The 23057-nt window shown below is 33.9% G+C and carries 14 protein-coding genes and 5 tRNA genes; 1 reads left to right on the top strand and 18 read right to left on the bottom strand.

Annotated elements, in window-relative coordinates:
• Positions 1 to 65: 65 nt before the first annotated feature.
• From H0I23_RS01935 to H0I23_RS01925, 3 genes are read right to left on the bottom strand one after another with little or no spacing between them, the layout of a single operon-like run.
• Entirely contained in the window at positions 66 to 2006 is a 1941-nt protein-coding gene (locus tag H0I23_RS01935; RefSeq protein WP_216784795.1) for an OmpA family protein, read from the bottom strand.
• A gap of 10 nt (positions 2007 to 2016) precedes the next feature.
• Positions 2017 to 2967, bottom strand: a complete 951-nt coding sequence (locus H0I23_RS01930; protein WP_216784794.1) for a type IX secretion system membrane protein PorP/SprF — start codon at positions 2965 to 2967, stop codon at positions 2017 to 2019.
• 26 nt (positions 2968 to 2993) lie between these two features.
• Positions 2994 to 7256: a gliding motility-associated C-terminal domain-containing protein gene (locus H0I23_RS01925; RefSeq protein ID WP_254073637.1), complete on the bottom strand. Its 4263-nt coding sequence runs from the start codon at positions 7254 to 7256 to the stop codon at positions 2994 to 2996.
• A 415-nt stretch (positions 7257 to 7671) separates the two neighbouring features.
• On the opposite strand from H0I23_RS01925, the gene H0I23_RS01920 reads away from it, so the two are divergent.
• Positions 7672 to 9261, top strand: coding sequence for a peptide chain release factor 3 (locus H0I23_RS01920; protein WP_216784793.1), 1590 nt, complete (start codon positions 7672 to 7674; stop codon positions 9259 to 9261).
• Positions 9262 to 9347: 86 nt separating this feature from the next.
• Here the strand turns inward: H0I23_RS01920 and H0I23_RS01915 are convergent, their stop codons facing one another.
• From H0I23_RS01915 to H0I23_RS01845, 15 genes are all read right to left on the bottom strand, one after another.
• Entirely contained in the window at positions 9348 to 9653 is a 306-nt protein-coding gene (locus H0I23_RS01915; RefSeq protein ID WP_216784792.1) for a DUF3467 domain-containing protein, read from the bottom strand.
• An 11-nt stretch (positions 9654 to 9664) separates the two neighbouring features.
• On the bottom strand, positions 9665 to 13963 hold the full coding sequence (gene rpoC / locus H0I23_RS01910) for a DNA-directed RNA polymerase subunit beta' (protein ID WP_216784791.1): 4299 nt from the start codon (positions 13961 to 13963) through the stop codon (positions 9665 to 9667).
• Between the two features lie 66 nt (positions 13964 to 14029).
• Positions 14030 to 17839 carry a DNA-directed RNA polymerase subunit beta gene (gene rpoB / locus H0I23_RS01905; protein WP_216784790.1) on the bottom strand — a complete coding sequence of 1270 codons (3810 nt, stop codon included), beginning with the start codon at positions 17837 to 17839 and terminating at the stop codon, positions 14030 to 14032.
• Positions 17840 to 17970: 131 nt separating this feature from the next.
• Complete coding sequence (gene rplL / locus H0I23_RS01900; RefSeq protein WP_216784789.1) at positions 17971 to 18345, bottom strand: 50S ribosomal protein L7/L12; 375 nt, start codon at positions 18343 to 18345, stop codon at positions 17971 to 17973.
• A gap of 53 nt (positions 18346 to 18398) precedes the next feature.
• Complete coding sequence (gene rplJ, locus H0I23_RS01895) at positions 18399 to 18917, bottom strand: 50S ribosomal protein L10 (protein ID WP_216784788.1); 519 nt, start codon at positions 18915 to 18917, stop codon at positions 18399 to 18401.
• 13 nt (positions 18918 to 18930) lie between these two features.
• Complete coding sequence (rplA, locus tag H0I23_RS01890) at positions 18931 to 19620, bottom strand: 50S ribosomal protein L1 (RefSeq protein WP_216784787.1); 690 nt, start codon at positions 19618 to 19620, stop codon at positions 18931 to 18933.
• Positions 19621 to 19639: 19 nt separating this feature from the next.
• Positions 19640 to 20077 carry a 50S ribosomal protein L11 gene (gene rplK / locus H0I23_RS01885; RefSeq protein ID WP_216784786.1) on the bottom strand — a complete coding sequence of 146 codons (438 nt, stop codon included), beginning with the start codon at positions 20075 to 20077 and terminating at the stop codon, positions 19640 to 19642.
• Between the two features lie 64 nt (positions 20078 to 20141).
• Positions 20142 to 20693, bottom strand: a complete 552-nt coding sequence (gene nusG, locus H0I23_RS01880) for a transcription termination/antitermination protein NusG (protein WP_216784785.1) — start codon at positions 20691 to 20693, stop codon at positions 20142 to 20144.
• Positions 20694 to 20708: 15 nt separating this feature from the next.
• A complete protein-coding gene (gene secE, locus H0I23_RS01875) occupies positions 20709 to 20900 on the bottom strand; it encodes a preprotein translocase subunit SecE (RefSeq protein ID WP_216784784.1) in 192 nt (63 codons plus the stop codon).
• Between the two features lie 63 nt (positions 20901 to 20963).
• A tRNA-Trp gene (locus tag H0I23_RS01870) sits at positions 20964 to 21036 on the bottom strand.
• A 78-nt stretch (positions 21037 to 21114) separates the two neighbouring features.
• The gene (gene tuf / locus H0I23_RS01865; protein ID WP_216784783.1) at positions 21115 to 22302 is read right to left on the bottom strand and encodes an elongation factor Tu; all 1188 of its coding nucleotides are present in this window, start codon (positions 22300 to 22302) and stop codon (positions 21115 to 21117) included.
• 54 nt (positions 22303 to 22356) lie between these two features.
• Positions 22357 to 22428, bottom strand: a tRNA-Thr gene (locus H0I23_RS01860).
• 73 nt (positions 22429 to 22501) lie between these two features.
• A tRNA-Gly gene (locus tag H0I23_RS01855) sits at positions 22502 to 22574 on the bottom strand.
• 120 nt (positions 22575 to 22694) lie between these two features.
• A tRNA-Tyr gene (locus H0I23_RS01850) sits at positions 22695 to 22776 on the bottom strand.
• 31 nt (positions 22777 to 22807) lie between these two features.
• Positions 22808 to 22881: transfer RNA gene (locus H0I23_RS01845), tRNA-Thr, on the bottom strand.
• Positions 22882 to 23057 lie beyond the last annotated feature (176 nt).

Genomic DNA, 23057 nt, shown 5'->3' with positions numbered 1-23057 from the left:
TTAAAATAGATAAACCTGCAAGACAAAGTCTTGCAGGTTTATAAAATAAATATTATTTATATACTTTACTCTAATATTATAAATTCAGATCTACGATTTAAATCATGCTCTTTAGATGTACATTTAGAGTTATTACCACAACTATTAACTAGTTTGGTTTCTCCAAAACCTTCACCACTTAATCTTTCTTCAGAAAGACCTTTAGAAATCATGTAACCCACAGTGGATTCTGCTCTTTTTTGAGATAGCCAAAGATTATAAGAATCTTTACCTCTACTATCCGTATGAGAATTTACTTTAATTTTTAAACTTGGGTATTTTTCCATAGCAGCAATAACTTTTTGAATCTCAATTTCTGCATCAGGTCTAATATCATACTTATTTAAATCAAAGTAAATAGTACTAAGTTGTAATAGTTTTGCTAAATCGTCTCCGAACCCTCCTGTAACTAAATCTCTCTCTAAATAAAAATCTATCACTTGAGGGTCTCCCTCTGATTTATTTAAATACTCTTCAGAAGGCACGTAACCGTCCATTAAAGCTCTAACAAAATTTCCTTTATCACAATCTATTAAAACCTCATAAAAACCATTAGAATCTGTTAAAACATCTAATATTTCTTTATTATTTTCGTCAATAATCTTAACAGTGGCACCAACTAATACCTGGTTAGACATTTTATCTCTAACTGTTCCTGAAATTTTTTGTTGACAATCTAATACTAAAGGTTTGATCTCTACAAAACTATAAATATCATCATTACCCATTCCAGTTTCTCGATTAGAAGCAAAATAACCTTGTTTTATACTTTCATCAATAATAAATGTAAAATCATCTAATTTACTATTAATAGGTTCGCCTACATTTTTTACAAGTCCTGAATAAGAATTATTTTCAATTTTAGTAGCAAAAACATCTAATCCTCCTAAACCAGGGTGCCCATCAGAAGAAAAGTATAAAATTTCTTTACTTGTAACATATGGGAATGTTTCTCTTGCTTCGGTATTAATAGTACTTCCTAAATTTTCTGGATTTGTAAATGTTCCATCATCATTTATTTGTACTTTAAAAATATCTGACTCTCCTAAACTACCAGGCATATCAGATGCAAAATATAAGGTTTTTTCATCTGCACTCAATGTTGGGTGAGCAACCGAATAACCATCGCTATTAAAAGGTAATTCTTCTATTTGAGTAAATTCACCATCTACAAGTTGTGCTCTAAAAATCTTTAATCTAATAATCCCTGATTCGTCTTTATACGATTTACCTTCTTTAAAGTTATTTCTCGTAAAATATAAAGTTTGACCATCTTTAGTTATTGCTGTAGTAGACTCATGTATTCTAGTATTTATTTCATCATCTAGTTTAACTACATAATCCATAGAAAGACTATCTGCATTTACTTTATACAAATCTAAAAAGTCTTTAGAATTCCAAGTATGTCTGTATTTAGCTAAATTACCAGTATCTTTATCTGAAGAAAATATTAATCCTTCTTTATAAAACGTTGGTGCAAATTCAGAATACTTTGTATTGTATTTAAATGGAGCTATATCGTATCTACCAGAATTTTCTTTAATTTCTTTTTTATAATTTCTTTCTGATTTAAAAGAACTAACTCTAGAATCTCCAGAAGTCATTTCTGAAAATTTTGTCATCAACTCATCTGCTTTATCATATTCACCAAGGCTTCTTAACGTTTGTGAATATCTAAAATAGTAATCAGAAGTAACATCCGCTTCAAACTCGTTTACTAATCTATCGTAAATCTCTGAAGCACTTTTATAATCTGCATTAAAATAGTATGAATTCCCTAACTTTTTTAATATATCTGCAGAAACAAAGCCTTTATCTATAACTTTTTTATAGATATCTATGGCTGGTCTGAACGAGTACTCTTCATATTTAGCATTAGCTTTATCAAGAGTTTTATTATCCTGACCTATAGAGTTTTGAACTACGATAAAGATTAGGATAATTGCAAAAAATATTTTTCTTAACATAATCTATTATTTAGAAGAAACGTGGTGATACTAATTTTTGAAAAGACTTAACCAATTCATATCTCAAGAAAATCTCGAAAGAACCATCATTAAATCTTGTAGAACCTAATTCCGTAGTTTCTTTATCGTAAGCCATTCCAATCATTAATTGATCGCTTATTTGAAAACCTGCCAATGCACTAACTGCTGCATCCCAACGATAAGCTCCACCAAATGTAAATCTATCGTTAAACATAAAGTTTGCTGAAATATCAACTTGCAAAGGTGCTCCACCTACTACTTTCGTTAATAATGCTGGTTTAAATTTAAACTGATCTGAAAGATCAAAAACGTAACCTGTTATTGCATAAAAATTTATTCGTTCTTCTGATAAAAAAGAAACAGATCCTGAGTCTCTATTTGAATTATCAAAATGACTAGTTTCTAATAAATTTGGTGCAGATAACCCTAAATAAAATTTATCGGTATGATAATACATACCTAGCCCAAAATTGGGCGAGAATTTATTTTCAATATTTTCACCTGTAACATTTTCATCATCAAAATTTCTCAATTTTGAAAAATCTAAGTTTAGTAAATTACCTCCAAACTTTAAACCAAAAGATAGTTTTCCTGTTTCAGATACGGGTAATGTATAAGAAATGATACCATCAAAATAAGTTTCTTGAACAGTTCCGTTACCTATTTCATCGTTAACAATTGAAACTCCGTAACCTAACCTACTATTTCTAATAGGTGAATGCAGGTTTAAAGTTTGCGTTGTTGGCGATCCATCTAGCCCAACCCATTGAGATCTATATAGTGCAGCAATACTAAGCTGCCCTCTAGAACCTGCATATGCAGGGTTAACACTCATGGTATTAAACATATATTGCGTATACTGAGCATCTTGTTGTGCATTTGTATTCTGTACAAATAGCAATGTCAGTAAAAATGGTAAAATAAAAATTGATTTATTCATAATATATAGTGTTCTCAATACTATTCTTATTTACTAATATAAATGTAACCGTTGTCTGTAATATTTTTATTATTAATATCTTGATATTCAAATATATAATAATAAATACCTGATGGCAAATACTCTTCTTGAGTTACAGTTGACCTTCCTTTTGATCGACCATCAAATACATTGTTTTGATTATTATAATCAGCACCTTCATAAACAGCTACTCCCCATCTATTAAAAATTTTGATTGTATTATTAAATGCAAACTCTACGTTTCTAATAAATAAGAAATCATTTTTACCATCAGAATTAGGAGTTAACATTTGATTTACTAGAATGATCATTTCTTCTGGTGTATCATCTGTAGGGTCTAAATAATCTGGAATACCATCACCATCTGTATCATCGTTGGTTGGGTTACCATCACCATCAATATCTTCATCTGGTGTGTTGATGCCATCTCCGTCATCATCTAAATCTCTATAGTTGACATCTTCTGTACCGTCTGTATCTGGTAAGTCGTTTCCTGGATCGTTGATCTCATCGTTAACATCAAAACCGTCATTTACATCTGATCCTTCATAACCATCATCTAAACCATCACCATCTGTATCTATACCTGTAAAGGTTTGATCTGGAATACCATCAAAATCAAAATCGTTTCCTTCATTATTATCAGGAACTGAATCGTTATCTGAATCTAAGTCAGTATAATCTGGAGTTTCATCACCATCATGATCGTTTGGTGTTAAACCATCAGGATAAGCACTGTTTAATCCTTCATTATCAATATACGTTGCTGCATCATCCTCATTAGGTGCTATATAACCTTCTGTAGTTTGTGCCTCTACGTTATCTGGAATACCATCATTATCAGCATCGATATCTAAATGATTTGGAATACCATCGCCATCTGTATCGGTTGGATCTGTTAATGGATCATTATCGCCATCTACATTCGCATCTTCTACAGTATCTAAAATACCATCATTATCATCATCTAAATCTGTTGCATCTGGAACACCATCGCCGTCTGTATCAGGACCATTATCATCGGTAGGGTCTAAATAATCTGGAATACCATCACCATCTGTATCATCGTTGGTTGGGTTACCATCACCATCAATATCTTCATCTGGTGTGTTGATGCCATCTCCGTCATCATCTAAATCTCTATAGTTAACATCTTCTGTACCGTCTGTATCTGGCAAGTCGTTTGCTGGATCATTAATTTCATCGTTAACATCAAAACCGTCATTTACATCTGATCCTTCATAACCATCATCTAAACCATCACCATCTGTATCTATACCTGTAAAGGTTTGATCTGGAATACCATCAAAATCAAAATCGTTTCCTTCATTATTATCAGGAACTGAATCGTTATCTGAATCTAAGTCAGTATAATCTGGAGTTTCATCACCATCATGATCGTTTGGTGTTAAACCATCAGGATAAGCACTGTTTAATCCTTCATTATCAATATACGTTGCTGCATCATCCTCATTAGGTGCTATATAACCTTCTGTAGTTTGTGCCTCTACGTTATCTGGAATACCATCATTATCAGCATCGATATCTAAATGATTTGGAATACCATCGCCATCTGTATCGGTTGGATCTGTTAATGGATCATTATCGCCATCTACATTCGCATCTTCTACAGTATCTAAAATACCATCATTATCATCATCTAAATCTGTTGCATCTGGAACACCATCGCCGTCTGTATCAGGACCATTATCATCGGTAGGGTCTAAATAATCTGGAATACCATCACCATCTGTATCATCGTTGGTTGGGTTACCATCACCATCAATATCTTCATCTGGTGTGTTGATGCCATCTCCGTCATCATCTAAATCTCTATAGTTAACATCTTCTGTACCGTCTGTATCTGGCAAGTCGTTTGCTGGATCATTAATTTCATCGTTAACATCAAAACCGTCATTTACATCTGATCCTTCATAACCATCATCTAAACCATCACCATCTGTATCTATACCTGTAAAGGTTTGATCTGGAATACCATCAAAATCAAAATCATTACCTTCATTATTATCAGGAACTGAATCATTATCAGAATCTAAATCGATATAATCTGCAGTATCTTCTCCGTCTGTATTTACTGGAGTCAACCCTTCATTTCCTGAACCTTCATAATTATCATCTAAACCATCCATGTCTGAATCGTTTCCTGATGGTGCAATATAACCATCTGTAGTTTGTGCCTCTACGTTATCTGGAATACCGTCATTATCAGCATCGATATCTAAATGATTTGGAATACCATCGCCATCTGTATCGGTTGGATCTGTTAATGGATCATTATCGCCATCTACATTCGCATCTTCTACAGTATCTAAAATACCATCATTATCATCATCTAAATCTGTTGCATCTGGAACACCATCGCCGTCTGTATCTTTTCCATCATCTGTAGGGTCTAAATAATCTGGAATACCATCACCATCTGTATCATCATTCGTCGGGTCAGTATCATCGTCAATATCTTCATCCGGTGTATTGATACCATCTCCATCATCATCTAAATCTCTATAGTTAACATCTTCTGTACCGTCTGTATCTGGCAAGTCGTTTGCTGGATCATTAATTTCATCGTTAACATCAAAACCGTCATTTACATCTGATCCTTCATAACCATCATCTAAACCATCACCATCTGTATCTATACCTGTAAAGGTTTGATCTGGAATACCATCAAAATCAAAATCGTTTCCTTCATTATTATCAGGAACTGAATCATTATCTGAATCTAAGTCAGTATAATCTGGAGTTTCATCACCATCAGTATTTACTGGAGTCAACCCTTCATTTCCTGAACCTTCATAATTATCATCTAAACCATCCATGTCTGAATCGTTTCCTGATGGTGCAATATAACCATCTGTAGTTTGTGCCTCTACGTTATCTGGAATACCGTCATTATCAGCATCTATATCTAAATGATTTGGAATACCATCATTATCTGTATCAGTTGGGTTTGTTAATGGATCATTATCACCATCAACATTTGCATCTTCAACAACATCCAAAATACCATCGTTATCATCATCTAAATCTGTTGCATCTGGAACACCATCTCCATCTGTATCTTTTCCATCATCTGTAGGGTCTAAATAATCTGGAATACCATCACCATCTGTATCATCATTCGTCGGGTTACCATCACCATCAATATCTTCATCTGGTGTGTTGATGCCATCTCCGTCATCATCTAAATCTCTATAGTTGACATCTTCTGTACCGTCTGTATCTGGCAAGTCATTTGCTGGATCATTAATTTCATCGTTAACATCAAAACCGTCGTTAACGTCTGATCCTTCATAACCATCATCTAAACCATCACCATCTGTATCTATACCTGTAAAGGTTTGATCTGGAATACCATCGAAATCAAAATCATTACCTTCATTATTATCAGGAACTGAATCATTATCAGAATCTAAATCGATATAATCTGCAGTATCTTCTCCGTCTGTATTTACTGGAGTTAACCCTTCATTTCCTGAACCTTCATAATTATCATCTAAACCATCCATGTCTGAATCGTTTCCTGATGGTGCGATATAATCATCTGTAGTTTGAGCTTCTACGTTATCAGGAATACCATCGTTATCTGAATCAATATCTCTGAAATCAGGATTTGGATCATTATCAGAATTGATTGGCGTTATACCTTGACCTGCACCACAATAATTTTCGTAATGATCATCTAAACCATTACCATCTTTATCCATACCACATGGAGCAATAAACTCATTTTCTGTTTGTGCTTCTACATTATCTAATATTCCGTCATTATCAGAATCAATATCTTTATAATCAGGTTTACCATCTTTATCTGTATCAACAGGCATTAAACCTCCACAACTTCCTGGAGATAATTCATAAGCATCATCTAATCCATTACCATCAACATCATTCCCTGATGGCGCTTTGTACATTGAAGTTTTTTGTGCCTCAACATTATCTAAGATACCATCATTATCAGAATCAATATCTAAATAATCTGGTATACCATCTTTATCAGTATCTCTCGGGTTGGTTGCATTGTATCCTTCAACAGTATCTATTATACCATCTCCATCATCATCAATATCTTTCACATCAGGGACCTTATCTCCATCGGTATCCTGGTATAGGATACTAGCCAATAGTGATTTGTCTTCTGAAAAATCAAAAGAAGTTGTAGATATAAGAATAAAGAATATTAATAAAAATTTAGTTGAGTATATAAATACACTCTTAAAATTTTCTCTCAAAGTAATAAAATCCATACGCGCTAGCTTTATATTAAACTAATCACCATATCGTATGTAGGTATTTTTAACAAGTAAGAAGTTGGGACTTCATCATTATAAATGTTAGCGCAAGATATAGCTAAAATTCAAATTGGCTAAATTATTCTAACATAGAAAGTAACAAAACTCTTTTAACAACACATTTTATCGACCAATGGTACGTTTTATCACAAACCTGATCAGGTATAATTACGTATAAATCCTACAAAAAGATTTCACAAATCTACCAAAAAGAAGAAACCATACCGTTTATCGATTCCAAAAAAATCATTAAACTCTAAAAATCAAATAATTACGCAAGTTTAAAAGTGAAAAAATTTACAAATTATTTACTTTTACACATCAGATTAATACAATTATAATTTAACCTATTTTTGCAAAAATTTTATTTATGAGTTTTGAAAGTGAAATTAAAAGAAGGAGAACTTTTGGTATTATATCTCACCCTGATGCAGGAAAAACAACCCTTACCGAAAAATTACTTTTATTTGGAGGAGCAATACAAGAAGCTGGGGCTGTTAAAAACAATAAAATAAAAAAAGGCGCTACAAGTGATTTCATGGAAATTGAAAGACAACGTGGAATTTCTGTTGCGACCTCAGTATTAGCTTTTATTTACAGAGATAAAAAAATAAACATCTTAGATACACCTGGACATAAAGATTTTGCTGAAGACACATTTAGAACTCTAACTGCAGTAGATAGTGTTATTGTTGTAATTGATGTTGCAAAAGGTGTAGAGGAACAAACTGAAAAATTAGTAGAAGTTTGTAGAATGAGAAATATTCCTATCATTGTTTTTATTAACAAGATGGACAGAGAAGGAAAAGATGCTTTTGACCTACTAGATGAAGTTGAACAAAAACTTAATTTAACAGTAACACCTTTAAGTTTCCCTATTGGAATGGGATACGATTTTAAAGGTATTTATAACATTTACGAAAAAAACATAAACCTATTTAGTGGTGATAGTAAAAAAAACATTGAAGACGTTATTGCCTTTAACGACATTAACAGTAAAAAATTAGATACCATAATAGGAGATAAAGCCGCTAATGATCTTAGAGAAAATTTAGAATTAGTTAATGGTGTATACCCTGAATTCAATCAAAAAGAATATTTAGAAGGGAATTTACAACCTGTATTTTTTGGATCTGCATTAAATAATTTTGGTGTTAGAGAACTTTTAGACTGCTTTATTGACATCGCTCCAACACCAAGACCTAAAATGTCTGAAGAAAGATTAGTAGATTCTAAAGAAAAAGATTTTACTGGTTTTGTTTTTAAAATACATGCTAATATGGATCCTAAACACAGGGATAGATTAGCATTTATAAAAATTGTATCTGGTACTTTTGAGAGAAACAAACCTTACTTGCACGTTAGAAATAACAAAAAACTAAAATTTTCTAGTCCAAATGCTTTTTTTGCAGAAAAAAAGGAAATTATAGATATATCATATCCAGGTGATATTGTAGGACTACATGACACCGGGAATTTTAAAATTGGAGATACATTAACTGAAGGCGAACTTTTACACTATAAAGGAATACCAAGCTTCTCCCCTGAACATTTTAGATACATTAATAATGCAGACCCTTTAAAATCTAAACAATTATCAAAAGGTGTTGACCAATTAATGGATGAAGGTGTTGCACAGTTATTTACTCTTGAATTGAATGGACGAAAAATTATCGGTACCGTAGGTGCTTTACAATACGAAGTAATTCAATACCGTTTAGAGCATGAATATGGTGCTAAATGTACATATGAAAATTTCCCTGTATACAAAGCCTGCTGGTTAGCTCCTAAAGACAAAAACAGTGATGAATTTAAAGAGTTTAAAAGAGTTAAACAAAAGTTTTTAGCAAAAGACAAAAGAGGGCAATTAGTTTTCTTAGCTGATTCTCAATTTTCACTACAAATGACACAACAAAAATACCCTAATGTAACACTAAAGTTCACATCTGAATTTGAATAAAAATTATAAGTTTAATTAAATAGATAATTAAACTTATAATTTTTTAAAACAAAAAACCCGCAATATTAATTGCGGGTTTTTTTTATTTATGCCTCTCCAGTGGGGCCAAAATTAATTGGGATAGGAGTTTGCTCATAATCTTTAATAGTTCCATGAGCTTTTTCAAAACGTGTAACATTATCATTTAATGCTTTTAAAAACTTCTTAGCGTGTTGAGGAGTAAGAACTATTCTACTCTTCACTTTCGCTTTTGGAGCTCCTGGCATCATACTAATAAAGTCAACAACAAACTCTGATACAGAATGATTTATAATTGCTAAATTGGAATATATCCCTTCAGCAGTTTTTTCATCTAATTCTATGTTAATTTGTTTTTGATTCTGATCGCTCATTAAAACTAATATTAAAACTTAAACTCTTCTTTACGAGCCATTATTTCATCATACTCTTCCTTAGATCCTACGATAATACTATCATAGTCTCTCATACCTGTACCTGCAGGTATTTTATGACCTACAATTACATTTTCTTTCAACCCTTCTAAGCTATCAACTTTACCAGCTACTGCCGCTTCGTTTAATACTTTAGTCGTTTCTTGGAAAGATGCTGCAGATATAAATGATTTAGTCTGTAATGAAGCACGAGTAATACCCTGAAGTATTGGTGTCGCAGTTGCTGCAATAGCATCTCTAGCTTCAACTAAAGCTTTATCATTTCTTCTTAAAATTGAATTTTCATCTCTTAACTCACGTGCAGTTATTACCTGACCTGCTTTAAGGTTATCTGACTCCCCAACTTCAACAACAATTTTCTTTCCGAAAATTCCATCATTTTCAACTATAAAGTCATCTTTATGAGCTAATTGATTTTCTAAGAATATAGTATCTCCCGGATCTTGTATACGTACTTTACGCATCATCTGACGAACAACAACTTCAAAATGCTTATCATTAATTTTCACACCTTGTAAACGATATACTTCTTGTACTTCATTTACTAAATATTGTTGAACAGCAGAAGGCCCTTTAATAGATAAAATATCTTCTGGCGTTACAGAACCATCTGACAATGGCATACCTGCACGAACATAATCATTTTCTTGAACTAAGATTTGATTAGAAAGTTTAACTAAATACTTTTTAACTTCTCCTAATTTAGACTCAATAATGATTTCACGGTTACCTCTTTTAATTTTACCAAAAGAAACTACTCCATCAATTTCAGAAACTACAGCTGGATTAGAAGGGTTACGCGCTTCAAATAACTCAGTAACTCTTGGAAGACCACCAGTAATATCACCAGATTTAGCAGATTTACGTGGAATTTTAACTAAAATCTTACCTTCTTTAACTTTTTCTCCATCATCTACCATAATGTGAGAACCTACTGGTAAATTGTATGAACGTAATACTTCGTCATTACTATTTTTAATAAGTAATGTAGGTATTAATTTTTTGTTTCTAGATTCAGAAATAACTTTCTCTTGGAAACCTGTTTGCTCATCAATCTCAACTTGGTAAGTAACACCCTGATCAATATTCTCATATACAATCTTACCTGGGAATTCAGTAACGATAACACCGTTATAAGGATCCCATTGACAGATTACATCGTCTTTTGTAATTTTCGCACCATTCTTAATAAACAATTGAGAACCGTAAGGAATGTTATTTGTACTTAATACAATTCCTGTTTTAGCATCTACAATTTTAATTTCAGATGTTCTTGAAATAATAATCTCAGAAGGGTTACCCTCGTTATCAGCTCCTGTAACCGTTCTTAAATCTTCTATTTCAGCTATACCCGAAAATTTAGCATTCAATTTGTTATCTTCAGAAATGTTACCTGCAATACCACCCACGTGGAAAGTACGCAATGTCAACTGTGTTCCTGGTTCACCAATTGATTGTGCTGCAACAACACCAACTGCTTCACCTCTTTGAACCATTTTATTAGTAGAAAGGTTTCTACCGTAACATTTACCACAAATACCTTTTTTAGCTTCACAAGTTAATGCAGAACGAACTTCAACTTTCTCTATTGGAGAAGCTTCTATTAGTCTAGCATCAGCTTCATGAATCTCTTGACCTGCTGTTAACAATAACTCTTCAGTTAAAGGATTGTAAACATCATGTAGAGCAACTCTACCTATTATTCTTTCTTTTAAAGATTCAACGATTTCTTCGTTTTTCTTAAGTGCTTCAACTTCAATACCTCTTAATGTTCCACAATCTTCAGTATTAATAATAACATCCTGAGAAACATCAACCAAACGACGTGTTAAGTAACCTGCATCGGCAGTTTTTAATGCTGTATCCGCAAGACCTTTACGTGCACCGTGAGTAGATATAAAGTATTCAAGAATTGAAAGCCCCTCCTTAAAGTTAGAAAGAATCGGGTTTTCAATAATTTCACCACCACCAGCAGTCGATTTTTTAGGTTTAGCCATCAAACCACGCATACCTGTTAACTGACGAATTTGCTCCTTAGAACCCCTCGCACCAGAATCAAGCATCATATACACTGAGTTAAATCCTTGCTGATCTTCGCGAATACGCTTCATAGCAAGTTCTGTTAACTGTGCATTGGTAGATGTCCAAACATCAATTACTTGGTTGTAACGTTCATTGTTAGTAATAAGACCCATATTATAATTGGCCATAATACCTTCAACTTGTCCATTAGCATCAGCAATCATTTCATGTTTTTCTGGCGGTATAATAATATCACCTAAACTAAATGAAAGACCACCTTTGAAAGCGAACTCGTAACCCATTGTTTTAATCTTATCTAAGAAATCAGCAGTAGTAGGCACATCTGTAGCCTCTAAAATACCACCAATAATATCTCTTAAAGATTTTTTATTCAATACGTCATTTATGTAACCAGCTTTTTCAGGTACCATTCTATTAAATAGAACTCTACCTACTGTTGTTGGAATAATTTGGTATACCAACTCACCAGCTTCATTGAAGTCTTTTGCTCTTACTTTTACACCTGCATTCAAGTCAACCATGCCCTCATTATGAGCAATAACAACCTCTTCTGCAGAGTAAAAAGTTAACCCTTCACCTTTAATAGGCACTTCAGGTGTAGATTTACGTTCTTTGGTCATGTAATAAAGACCCAAGACCATATCCTGAGATGGTACCGTAATAGGAGAACCATTCGCAGGATTTAATATATTATGAGAAGCCAACATTAATAATTGACATTCTAAAATTGCCTCTGGCCCTAATGGTAAATGAACAGCCATTTGATCCCCATCAAAATCCGCATTAAATGCAGTACATACTAATGGATGTAAACGAATAGCTTTACCTTCAATTAATTTAGGTTGAAATGCTTGTATACCTAAACGGTGTAATGTAGGAGCCCTGTTTAATAAAACCGGATGACCTTTCAATACGTTCTCTAAGATATCCCAAACAACAGGCTCTTTTTTATCTATAATTTTCTTAGCAGACTTTACCGTTTTAACAATACCTCTTTCAATCAATTTACGGATTACAAAAGGTTTGTATAATTCTGCAGCCATATCTTTTGGAAGACCACATTCAAATAATCTTAATTCAGGTCCTACAACAATTACAGAACGTGCTGAATAATCCACACGCTTACCAAGTAAGTTTTGACGGAAACGACCTTGTTTACCTTTTAAAGAATCAGAAAGTGATTTTAAAGGTCTGTTAGATTCTGTTTTAACAGCAGATGCTTTTCTTGTGTTATCGAATAAAGAATCAACAGATTCTTGAAGCATACGCTTCTCGTTTCTAAGAATAACTTCTGGAGCTTTTATCTCAACTAACCTTTTTAAACGGTTGTTACGGATTATCACCCTTCTATACAAATCATTTAAATCTGAAGTCGCAAAACGACCACCATCTAAAGGAACTAGAGGACGTAATTCTGGTGGAATAACAGGGATTACTTTCATAATCATCCACTCAGGTCTGTTTTCTCTATTTTCTTGAGACTCTCTCAAAGATTCAACAACCTGAAGTCTCTTTAAAGCTTCTGTTTTACGTTGCTTAGAAGTTTCTGTGTTTGCTTTATGTCTTAACTCATAAGAAAGCACATCTAAATCGATGCGAGCTAAAATATCAATTAAACATTCAGCACCCATTTTAGCAATAAACTTATTTGGGTCTGTATCTTCTAAATATTGATTTTCTACAGGAACAGATTCTAAAATATTTAAATATTCTTCTTCTGTTAAGAAATCCATTTTATTGATTTCTTCTCCTTCAGGACCTTTAGCAATACCTGGTTGAATAACCACATAACGCTCGTAATAGATAATCATGTCTAATTTCTTAGACGGTAACCCTAATAAGTATCCAATTTTATTTGGTAATGAACGGAAATACCAGATATGAGCTACAGGAACAACTAAATTAATATGTCCTACTCTATCTCTACGTACTTTCTTCTCTGTAACTTCTACACCACAACGATCACATACAATACCTCTATAACGGATTCTCTTGTACTTACCACAAGCACATTCGTAATCCTTTACAGGGCCAAAAATACGTTCACAAAAAAGACCGTCACGCTCTGGTTTGTGCGTTCTATAGTTAATAGTTTCAGGTTTTAAAACTTCACCTTTAGATTCTGCCAAAATTGATTCTGGAGAAGCCAAGCCTATTGAAATTTTATTGAACCTTTTTACTGTGTTATTATCTCTTTGTCTAGCCATAACAATATGGTGATGATAAATTAAATTTGTGTTACTAAATAGTGTCTCTTAAAAAACCTATTGCTACTACTCCTCAAGTCTAATGTCTAAACCTAATCCCTTAAGTTCATGCATTAATACATTGAATGATTCTGGTAAACCAGGTTCTGGCATTGTTTCACCTTTAACAATAGCCTCATAAGTTTTAGCTCTACCTACAACATCATCAGATTTAACTGTTAATATTTCACGTAGAGTAGCAGAAGCTCCATATGCTTCTAATGCCCAAACTTCCATCTCTCCAAAACGTTGACCACCAAATTGTGCTTTACCACCTAATGGCTGTTGTGTAATTAAAGAGTACGGTCCTATAGAACGAGCATGCATCTTATCATCAACCATGTGTCCTAGTTTCAACATATAAATCACACCTACAGTTGCAGGTTGATCAAAACGCTGACCTGTTCCACCATCATAAAGATATGTATGACCGAATCTAGGAATTCCAGCTTCGTCTGTATAAGCATTTATTTGATCAAGAGTAGCACCATCAAAAATTGGAGTTGCATATTTCTTACCTAATTTTAAACCTGCCCAACCTAGAACAGTTTCATAAATCTGACCAATGTTCATACGAGATGGTACACCTAATGGATTTAACACAATATCAACAGGTGTTCCATCTTCTAAGAAAGGCATGTCTTCATGTCTTACTATTCTTGATACAATACCCTTGTTACCATGACGACCCGCCATCTTATCACCAACTTTAAGCTTACGTTTTTTAGCAACATAAACCTTAGCTAATTTCATAATACCAGCTGGCAATTCATCACCAACAGATATTGTAAACTTATCTCTTCTCAAGTTACCTTGAAGGTCATTAAGTTTAATTTTATAGTTATGTAACAAATCTGTTACCATAACATTATTCTCTTTATCTGTCGTCCAACTTCCACCTACTAAGTGAGCAAAATCATCTACAGCATTAAGCATTTTCATTGTGTATTTCTTTCCTTTAGGAAGAACTTCTTCTCCTAAATCGTTTAATACACCTTGAGAAGTTTTACCATTAACAAGATTAAATAGTTTTTCAACTAAAACATCTTTAAGTTGTTGGAATTTAACTTCATATTCTAATTCTAATTTAGAAATTGCTTCTTTATCTTCAGAGCGTTTTCTCTTATCTTTAATCGAACGAGAGAATAATTTCTTATCAATAACAACACCCCTAAGAGATGGAGATGCTTTTAAAGATGCATCTTTAACATCACCTGCTTTATCACCAAATATTGCACGAAGTAATTTTTCTTCTGGTGTTGGATCAGATTCTCCTTTCGGAGTAATTTTACCAATTAAAATATCACCAGGTTTAACTTCAGCACCAATTCTAATCATACCATTCTCATCCAAGTCTTTTGTAGCCTCTTCTGAAACGTTTGGTATATCATTAGTTAATTCTTCAGCACCTAATTTAGTATCTCTAACTTCTAAAGAATATTCATCAACATGAATAGATGTAAAGATATCTTCACGAACAACTTTCTCTGAAATTACAATTGCATCCTCAAAATTATACCCCTTCCAAGGCATAAAGGCAACTTTTAAGTTTCTACCTAAAGCTAACTCTCCATTTTCAGTTGCATAACCTTCACAAAGTACTTGACCTTTATTAACTTTATCACCCTTTCTTACGATAGGCTTAAGATTAATACTAGTACCTTGATTTGTTTTTCTGAATTTAACAAGTTCATACGTTTTAGAATCATCCTCAAAGCTAACTAAACGCTCTTCTTCAGTTCTATCATATTTGATTGTTATAATCTGAGAATCAACATACTGAATAGTTCCATTACCCTCAGCGTTTATTAACACTCTTGAATCAGAAGCTACCTGACGTTCTAATCCTGTACCTACTATAGGAGCATCAGGACGTAATAAAGGAACTGCCTGACGCATCATGTTAGATCCCATCAATGCTCTGTTCGCATCATCATGTTCCAAGAAAGGAATTAAAGATGCAGAAATAGATGCAATTTGATTAGGAGCTACATCCGTATATTGAATTTCAGCTGGGTCTACAACAGGGAAATCTCCTTCTTCTCTTGCAATTACCTTTTCAGCTGTTATATTGCCTTCATCATCCATAGGAATATTTGCTTGCGCAATTTTCATTCCTTCTTCTTCTTCGGCACTTAAATATGTATAATTATTAATATCAACTTTACCATTTTCAACCTTTCTATATGGAGTCTCTAAGAAACCTAATGGGTTTACTTTTGAGAATACAGAAAGAGAAGAAATAAGACCAATGTTTGGTCCTTCTGGAGTTTCAATAGGACATAATCTACCATAGTGTGTATAGTGAACATCACGAACCTCAAAACCAGCTCTCTCTCTAGATAAACCTCCTGGCCCTAAAGCCGAAAGTCTTCTCTTATGAGTAATCTCTGCTAATGGATTCGTTTGATCCATAAACTGAGATAATTGGTTTGTACCAAAGAAAGAGTTAATTACAGAAGATAAAGTTTTAGCATTGATTAAATCGATAGGTGTAAAAACCTCATTATCACGAACGTTCATACGTTCACGAATAGTCCTAGCCATACGTGCTAAACCAACACCAAACTGTTGAGATAATTGCTCACCTACAGTTCTAACACGACGATTAGAAAGGTGATCAATATCATCAATTTCAGCTTTAGAATTGATTAACTCAATCAAATACTTTATAATAGTTATAATATCTTCTTTGGTCAAAACCTGTTTGTCCATTCCGATATCTAAACCTAATTTTTTATTCATTCTATAACGACCAACTTCACCTAAGTTGTAACGTTGATCAGAAAAGAATAACTTATCAATTATACCACGCGCAGTTTCCTCATCTGGCGGCTCAGCATTACGTAATTGACGATAAATATGCTCTACAGCTTCTTTTTCAGAGTTTGTAGGATCTTTTTGTAATGTGTTATGAATAATACCATAATCAGATTGAGCAGCACTTTCTTTATGCAAAAGAACAGTTTTAACATCTGCATCAACAATTTGATTGATGTGATCTTTTTCAAGAACAGTATCTCTATCTAAAATGATTTCATTTCTTTCAATAGAAACAACCTCACCAGTATCTTCATCAACGAAATCTTCATGCCAAGTATTTAATACTCTCGCAGCCAATTTACGTCCTAATACTTTTTTAAGTCCTGCAACAGAAACTTTAACCTCTTCAGAAAGGTCAAAAATCTCTAATATATCTTTATCACTTTCAAAACCAATAGCTCTGAATAATGTAGTTACAGGTAATTTTTTCTTTCTATCAATGTAAGCGTACATAACGCCATTGATATCGGTAGCAAATTCTATCCAAGAACCTTTGAAAGGAATTACTCTTGCAGAATATAATTTTGTTCCATTTGCATGGAATGATTGTCCAAAAAATACACCTGGAGATCTATGTAATTGAGATACAACTACACGCTCAGCACCATTTATAACAAAGGTACCACTTGGTGTCATGTAAGGGATAGTCCCTAAATATACATCCTGAACAATAGTTTCGAAATCCTCATGTTCCGGATCAGTACAATATAATTTTAACCTTGCTTTTAGCGGAACGCTATGGGTAAGACCACGCTCAATACACTCTTGTATTGAATAACGAGGTGGGTCTATAAAATAATCTAAAAACTCTAATACGAACTGATTTCTCGTGTCCGTAATAGGAAAGTTTTCCATGAACGTATTATATAGTCCTTCGTCTCCCCTTTCATCAGATTTAGTTTCTAATTGAAAAAAATCTTGAAATGATTTAACCTGAATGTCCAAGAAATCCGGGTAATTTGGAATGTTCTTAGCGGATGCGAAATTTATTCTTTCAGTCTGATTTGTAAACATCAATGGACAAAATTTTGATTATGAATACTTACTCTAAAATTGTATGTATTTAATGGCTACATACATAAATAAGTTTAGGTCTAGCCACAAAAGTGGAAAGACCTAAACCAATACTATTATGGTTGCTTCTATTATTTAAGCTCAACTTCTGCTCCAGCTTCTTCTAATGACTTAACAATTCCTTCTGCTTCATCTTTAGTAATACCTTCCTTGATAGCTTTTGGTGCGCTATCAACGATATCTTTAGCTTCTTTTAAACCTAAACCAGTTAATTCTTTAACTAATTTTACAACTGCTAATTTAGATGCTCCAGCAGCTTTTAAGATAACATCAAATTCTGTTTTCTCTTCAGCAGCTTCACCACCTGCAGCACCTCCAGCAGCAACTGCAACAGCAGCAGCAGCAGGCTCGATACCATACTCATCTTTTAATATAGTAGCTAACTCATTTACCTCTTTTACAGTTAAGTTAACTAATTGTTCTGCGAAATCTTTTAAATCTGCCATTTTTCTATCGTTTAATAAATTTTTAAAATATAATTGTTTGTAGTGCGTACGTTTTATTTCTCTGATAAAGTTTTAAGAATACCAGCAATTTTTCCTCCACTAGCCTTAAGCCCAGAAATAACATTCTTAGCTGGAGACTGAAGTAAAGTAATAATATCACCAATAACTTCTTCTTTAGATTTGATATTAACTAATGACTCTAATTGATCATCACCAATATAAACCGCTTCTTCAACAAAAGCTCCTTTTAACAAAGGCTTATCTTTAGTCTTCGCTCTAAAAGCTTTAATTAATTTTGCAGGACCATTACCAGTCTCAGCAAACATTAAGGAAGTACTACCCTTTAAAACACTAGGAAGTTCACCAAATTCTTTATCAGAAGCCTCCATTGCTTTTGCTAGCAATGTATTTTTTACAACTGCTAATTTAATATTAGCTTTAAAACAAGCTCTTCTTAAATCAGAAGTTACTACTGCATTTAAACCAGAAATATCAGCTAAATAAATAGTTGCATTATCCCCTAATTGTGCAGTTAAATCTTCTATTGCGTTTAATTTTTCGTCTCTTGTCATGATTTAATTGGAATTAAACTGATTTAGCATCTAATTGTACACTAGGACTCATAGTACTAGACATGAAAATACTTTTAATATAAACACCTTTTGCAGCTGTCGGTTTTAATTTGTTAAGGGTATCAATAAGTTCTTTTGCATTTTCCTGAATCTTCTCTGCAGAGAAAGAAACTTTACCAATTGCAGCATGAACAATACCTGTCTTATCAACTTTAAAATCGATTTTACCAGCTTTTACTTCAGATACAGCCTTAGCCACATCCATAGTTACAGTACCAGTCTTTGGGTTAGGCATTAAACCTCTAGGACCTAAAACTCTACCTAAAGGACCTAATTTACCCATAACACTTGGCATAGTGATGATTACATCAACATCTGTCCAACCAGCTTTAATTTTATCTAAATATTCATCTAACCCAACAAAGTCAGCACCAGCTTCTTTAGCCTCTGCTTCTTTATCTGGAGTAACTAATGCTAAAACTTTAACATCTTTACCAGTTCCATGTGGCAATGTAACCACACCACGAACCATTTGATTAGCTTTCCTAGGATCAACACCTAAACGAACTGCTAATTCAACAGAAGCATCAAACTTAGCTGTTGTTATTTCTTTTATTAAAGCAGAACCTTCTTCTACAGAATAAATTTTATTCTTGTCTATCTTAGAAAGCGCTACTTTTTTATTTTTTGTTAATTTTGCCATTATAAATGCTTTTAAGATATTAAAAAGGTCTAGTACCTGAAACTTTTAAACCCATAGATCTCGCAGTTCCGGCAACCATGCTCATAGCAGATTCTACCGTAAATGCGTTTAAATCTACCATTTTATCTTCAGCGATTGTCTTAATCTGATCCCAAGAAACGTTTCCGTTCTTAACACGATTAGGCTCTCCAGATCCTTTTTTAATCTTTGCCGCTTCCATAAGCTGAACTGCCGCCGGCGGTGTCTTTACAACGAAGTCAAACGACTTATCTTTGTATACCGTGATAGCAACAGGTAAAACTTTACCCTGTTTGTCCTGTGTACGCGCATTAAATTGCTTACAGAACTCCATGATGTTAACACCGGCAGCACCTAAAGCGGGTCCGACCGGTGGCGATGGATTCGCTGCACCTCCCCTAACTTGTAGTTTAACTACTTTACTTACTTCTTTTGCCATTGTTTAAAATTAAATTAAATTGTGTTTACTGGAAGCAACACAATTTTTTATGTAACAGTTATATTTATACTTTTTCCACTTGCATATAACTCAACTCCAATGGTGTTTTTCTTCCGAAAATCTTAACCATTACCTCAAGCTTACGCTTTTCTTCATTAATTTTCTCAACAGTACCATTAAAACCATTAAAAGGTCCATCAATCACCTTAACAGTCTCACCAAGTACAAATGGTATAGCTACACTATCCGTAGTTACTGTCAACTCATCAACCTTGCCTAACATTCTATTTACTTCAGATTTTCTAAGCGGAACAGGATCTCCTCCTTTTGTCTCCCCTAAAAAACCTATAACATTAGTAATAGATCTAATAACATGAGTCATCTCTCCACCTAAATTTGCCTTAACCATAATGTAACCAGGAAAATAAACTCTTTCTTTATTTATTTTCTTACCATTACGAATTTGAACAACTTTTTCAGTAGGAACAAGAACCTCCTCTAAGTAATCACCAAAACCCAACCTAGCCACCTCTGACTCGATATAACCCTTAATTTTGTTTTCCTGACCACTTACAGCCCTTACCACATACCATTTTTTCTCTAAAACATCAGACATAAAAAAAAAGCTTTTTTAATTATTTATTACGTTATCAAAATAGAATGTAATCAACTTACTAAAAAGGCTATCTACGCCCCAAGTTGCCAAAGCAAACAAAATAGAAAAGACAGCAACAATTACCATTAAGTTAGTAGCTTCTGCTCTAGCTGGCAATGTTATATTCGTTCTAAGTTCTTCTATGGACTCCTTGATATATGTTAACATACTGCGAAAGATTTAACTTTAATTATAAAAAAAAATGAAATCTTACTTTCATTTTTTTATTTGCACGGGAGGGGAGACTCGAACTCACGACACCTGGTTTTGGAGACCAGTGCTCTACCAACTGAGCTACACCCGTATATATTTACATCGAAAGGTATCTGCTATTAGCAGACACCCTCAATGAAAATACTTTATTTATAATCTTATAAATGAATTAATCAATAATCTCAGTTACCTGACCAGCTCCTACAGTTCTACCACCTTCACGGATAGCGAAACGAAGACCAACACTCAATGCAATTGGAGATAACAAATCAACAATAATTGTAAGGTTATCACCTGGCATTACCATCTCAACTCCTTCAGGAAGATTAATAGTACCAGTAACATCTGTAGTTCTTACATAGAACTGAGGACGATAGTTATTATGGAATGGAGTATGACGACCACCTTCTTCTTTCTTAAGAACGTAAACCTCCGCCTTGAACTTGGCATGCGGCTTAACAGAACCCGGCTTACAAATAACCATACCTCTTTTGATTTGTGTTTTTTCAACACCTCTCAATAAAAGACCAACGTTATCACCAGCTTCACCTCTATCTAGTATCTTACGGAACATTTCAACACCCGTAACAGTAGAAGTTAACTTCTCAGCACCCATACCGATAATCTCAACAGGATCTCCAGTATTAGCAACTCCAGTTTCTATACGACCAGTAGCAACTGTACCACGACCAGTAATCGTAAATACATCCTCTACAGGCATTAAGAAATCTTTTTCAACATCTCTCTTTGGTAACTCAATCCAAGTATCAACAGCCTCCATTAAAGACATAACCGTATCAACCCATTTTTGCTCACCATTCAAAGCTCCTAAAGCCGAACCAGCAACAACAGGACCATTATCACCATCATATTCATAGAAAGAAAGTAATTCTCTAACTTCCATTTCAACTAATTCCAATAACTCTTCATCATCAACCATATCCACTTTATTCATGAATACAACCATTCTAGGAATACCAACCTGGCGACCTAAAAGGATATGTTCACGAGTTTGAGGCATTGGACCATCAGTAGCAGCAACAACAAGAATAGCACCGTCCATTTGAGCAGCACCCGTAACCATGTTCTTTACGTAATCCGCGTGACCTGGACAGTCAACGTGAGCGTAATGACGATTAGCAGTTGAATATTCAACGTGAGATGTATTAATTGTAATACCTCTTTCTTTTTCTTCTGGTGCGTTATCAATTGAGTCAAAACTTCTCAATTCAGACAATCCTGCGTTCGCTAAAACCGTTGTAATAGCGGCAGTCAATGTAGTTTTACCGTGATCTACGTGTCCAATAGTACCGATATTTAAATGCGGTTTAGAACGATCAAATGTTGCCTTAGCCATGTTTATTGAATTTTAATCTTAGTTTATATTAGTGTACAATTTACGTCTTATTTGAGCCAATGATGAGATTTGAACTCATGACCTCTTCCTTACCAAGGAAACGCTCTACCCCTGAGCTACACCGGCCTGTCTGAGTTCAAAATCATTAAACAAAAAGATCAAAACTCAAAAAAACAACCTTACACTCAAGGTTTAAAAGAGCGAGAGACCGGGTTCGAACCGGCGACATTCAGCTTGGAAGGCTGACGCTCTACCAACTGAGCTACTCTCGCATTATTATCACAACTATTAAAGTTGCTACTTTTAAATTCAAAATTTCAAAATCATTAAATAAAAAACACTTCGTTTTTTATCTCAAAACTAACACCACACAAAGGTAATGAAAATTTTAGTGGGGAGAGCAGGATTCGAACCTGCGAAGACGTAGTCAGCAGATTTACAGTCTGCCCTCGTTGGCCGCTTGAGTATCTCCCCAAACCATTATTTTAAAAGAACTACATTTAAGAGCCGATGGAGGGACTCGAACCCACGACCTGCTGATTACAAATCAGCTGCTCTAGCCAGCTGAGCTACATCGGCTTTTTACTGCTTTTTTCGTTAAAAAAAAGCCCACTATTTCTAACGGATTGCAAATGTAGATATATTTTTAAATATTCAAAAACATTTTTCATTTTTTTTTCTCATTTACCTTCTTTTTTTTTCATTTCTACCCCAACCACATACTCAAAGCACCGCAACCTAAAGCAATTAAATTA

Origin of the sequence: Cellulophaga sp. HaHaR_3_176 (assembly GCF_019021925.1) — a bacterium.
Classification (GTDB): Bacteria; Bacteroidota; Bacteroidia; order Flavobacteriales; family Flavobacteriaceae; genus Cellulophaga.
Note: the sequence above shows the minus strand (reverse complement) of the source record. Positions and strands in the feature narration are given on the sequence as shown.

What these genes read in the sequence shown, in the direction of transcription:
- rplA (WP_216784787.1), bottom strand. Translation starts at nt 19,620, where the DNA reads ATGGCAAAATTAACAAAAAATAAAAAAGTAGCGCTTTCTAAGATAGAC.
- H0I23_RS01935 (WP_216784795.1), bottom strand. Translation starts at nt 2,006, where the DNA reads ATGTTAAGAAAAATATTTTTTGCAATTATCCTAATCTTTATCGTAGTT.
- tuf (WP_216784783.1), bottom strand. Translation starts at nt 22,302, where the DNA reads ATGGCTAAGGCAACATTTGATCGTTCTAAACCGCATTTAAATATCGGT.
- nusG (WP_216784785.1), bottom strand. Translation starts at nt 20,693, where the DNA reads ATGTCTGATGTTTTAGAGAAAAAATGGTATGTGGTAAGGGCTGTAAGT.
- H0I23_RS01920 (WP_216784793.1), top strand. Translation starts at nt 7,672, where the DNA reads ATGAGTTTTGAAAGTGAAATTAAAAGAAGGAGAACTTTTGGTATTATA.
- secE (WP_216784784.1), bottom strand. Translation starts at nt 20,900, where the DNA reads ATGTTAACATATATCAAGGAGTCCATAGAAGAACTTAGAACGAATATA.
- rplJ (WP_216784788.1), bottom strand. Translation starts at nt 18,917, where the DNA reads ATGACAAGAGACGAAAAATTAAACGCAATAGAAGATTTAACTGCACAA.
- H0I23_RS01930 (WP_216784794.1), bottom strand. Translation starts at nt 2,967, where the DNA reads ATGAATAAATCAATTTTTATTTTACCATTTTTACTGACATTGCTATTT.
- rplL (WP_216784789.1), bottom strand. Translation starts at nt 18,345, where the DNA reads ATGGCAGATTTAAAAGATTTCGCAGAACAATTAGTTAACTTAACTGTA.
- H0I23_RS01925 (WP_254073637.1), bottom strand. Translation starts at nt 7,256, where the DNA reads ATGGATTTTATTACTTTGAGAGAAAATTTTAAGAGTGTATTTATATAC.
- rpoC (WP_216784791.1), bottom strand. Translation starts at nt 13,963, where the DNA reads ATGGCTAGACAAAGAGATAATAACACAGTAAAAAGGTTCAATAAAATT.
- H0I23_RS01915 (WP_216784792.1), bottom strand. Translation starts at nt 9,653, where the DNA reads ATGAGCGATCAGAATCAAAAACAAATTAACATAGAATTAGATGAAAAA.
- rplK (WP_216784786.1), bottom strand. Translation starts at nt 20,077, where the DNA reads ATGGCAAAAGAAGTAAGTAAAGTAGTTAAACTACAAGTTAGGGGAGGT.
- rpoB (WP_216784790.1), bottom strand. Translation starts at nt 17,839, where the DNA reads ATGTTTACAAATCAGACTGAAAGAATAAATTTCGCATCCGCTAAGAAC.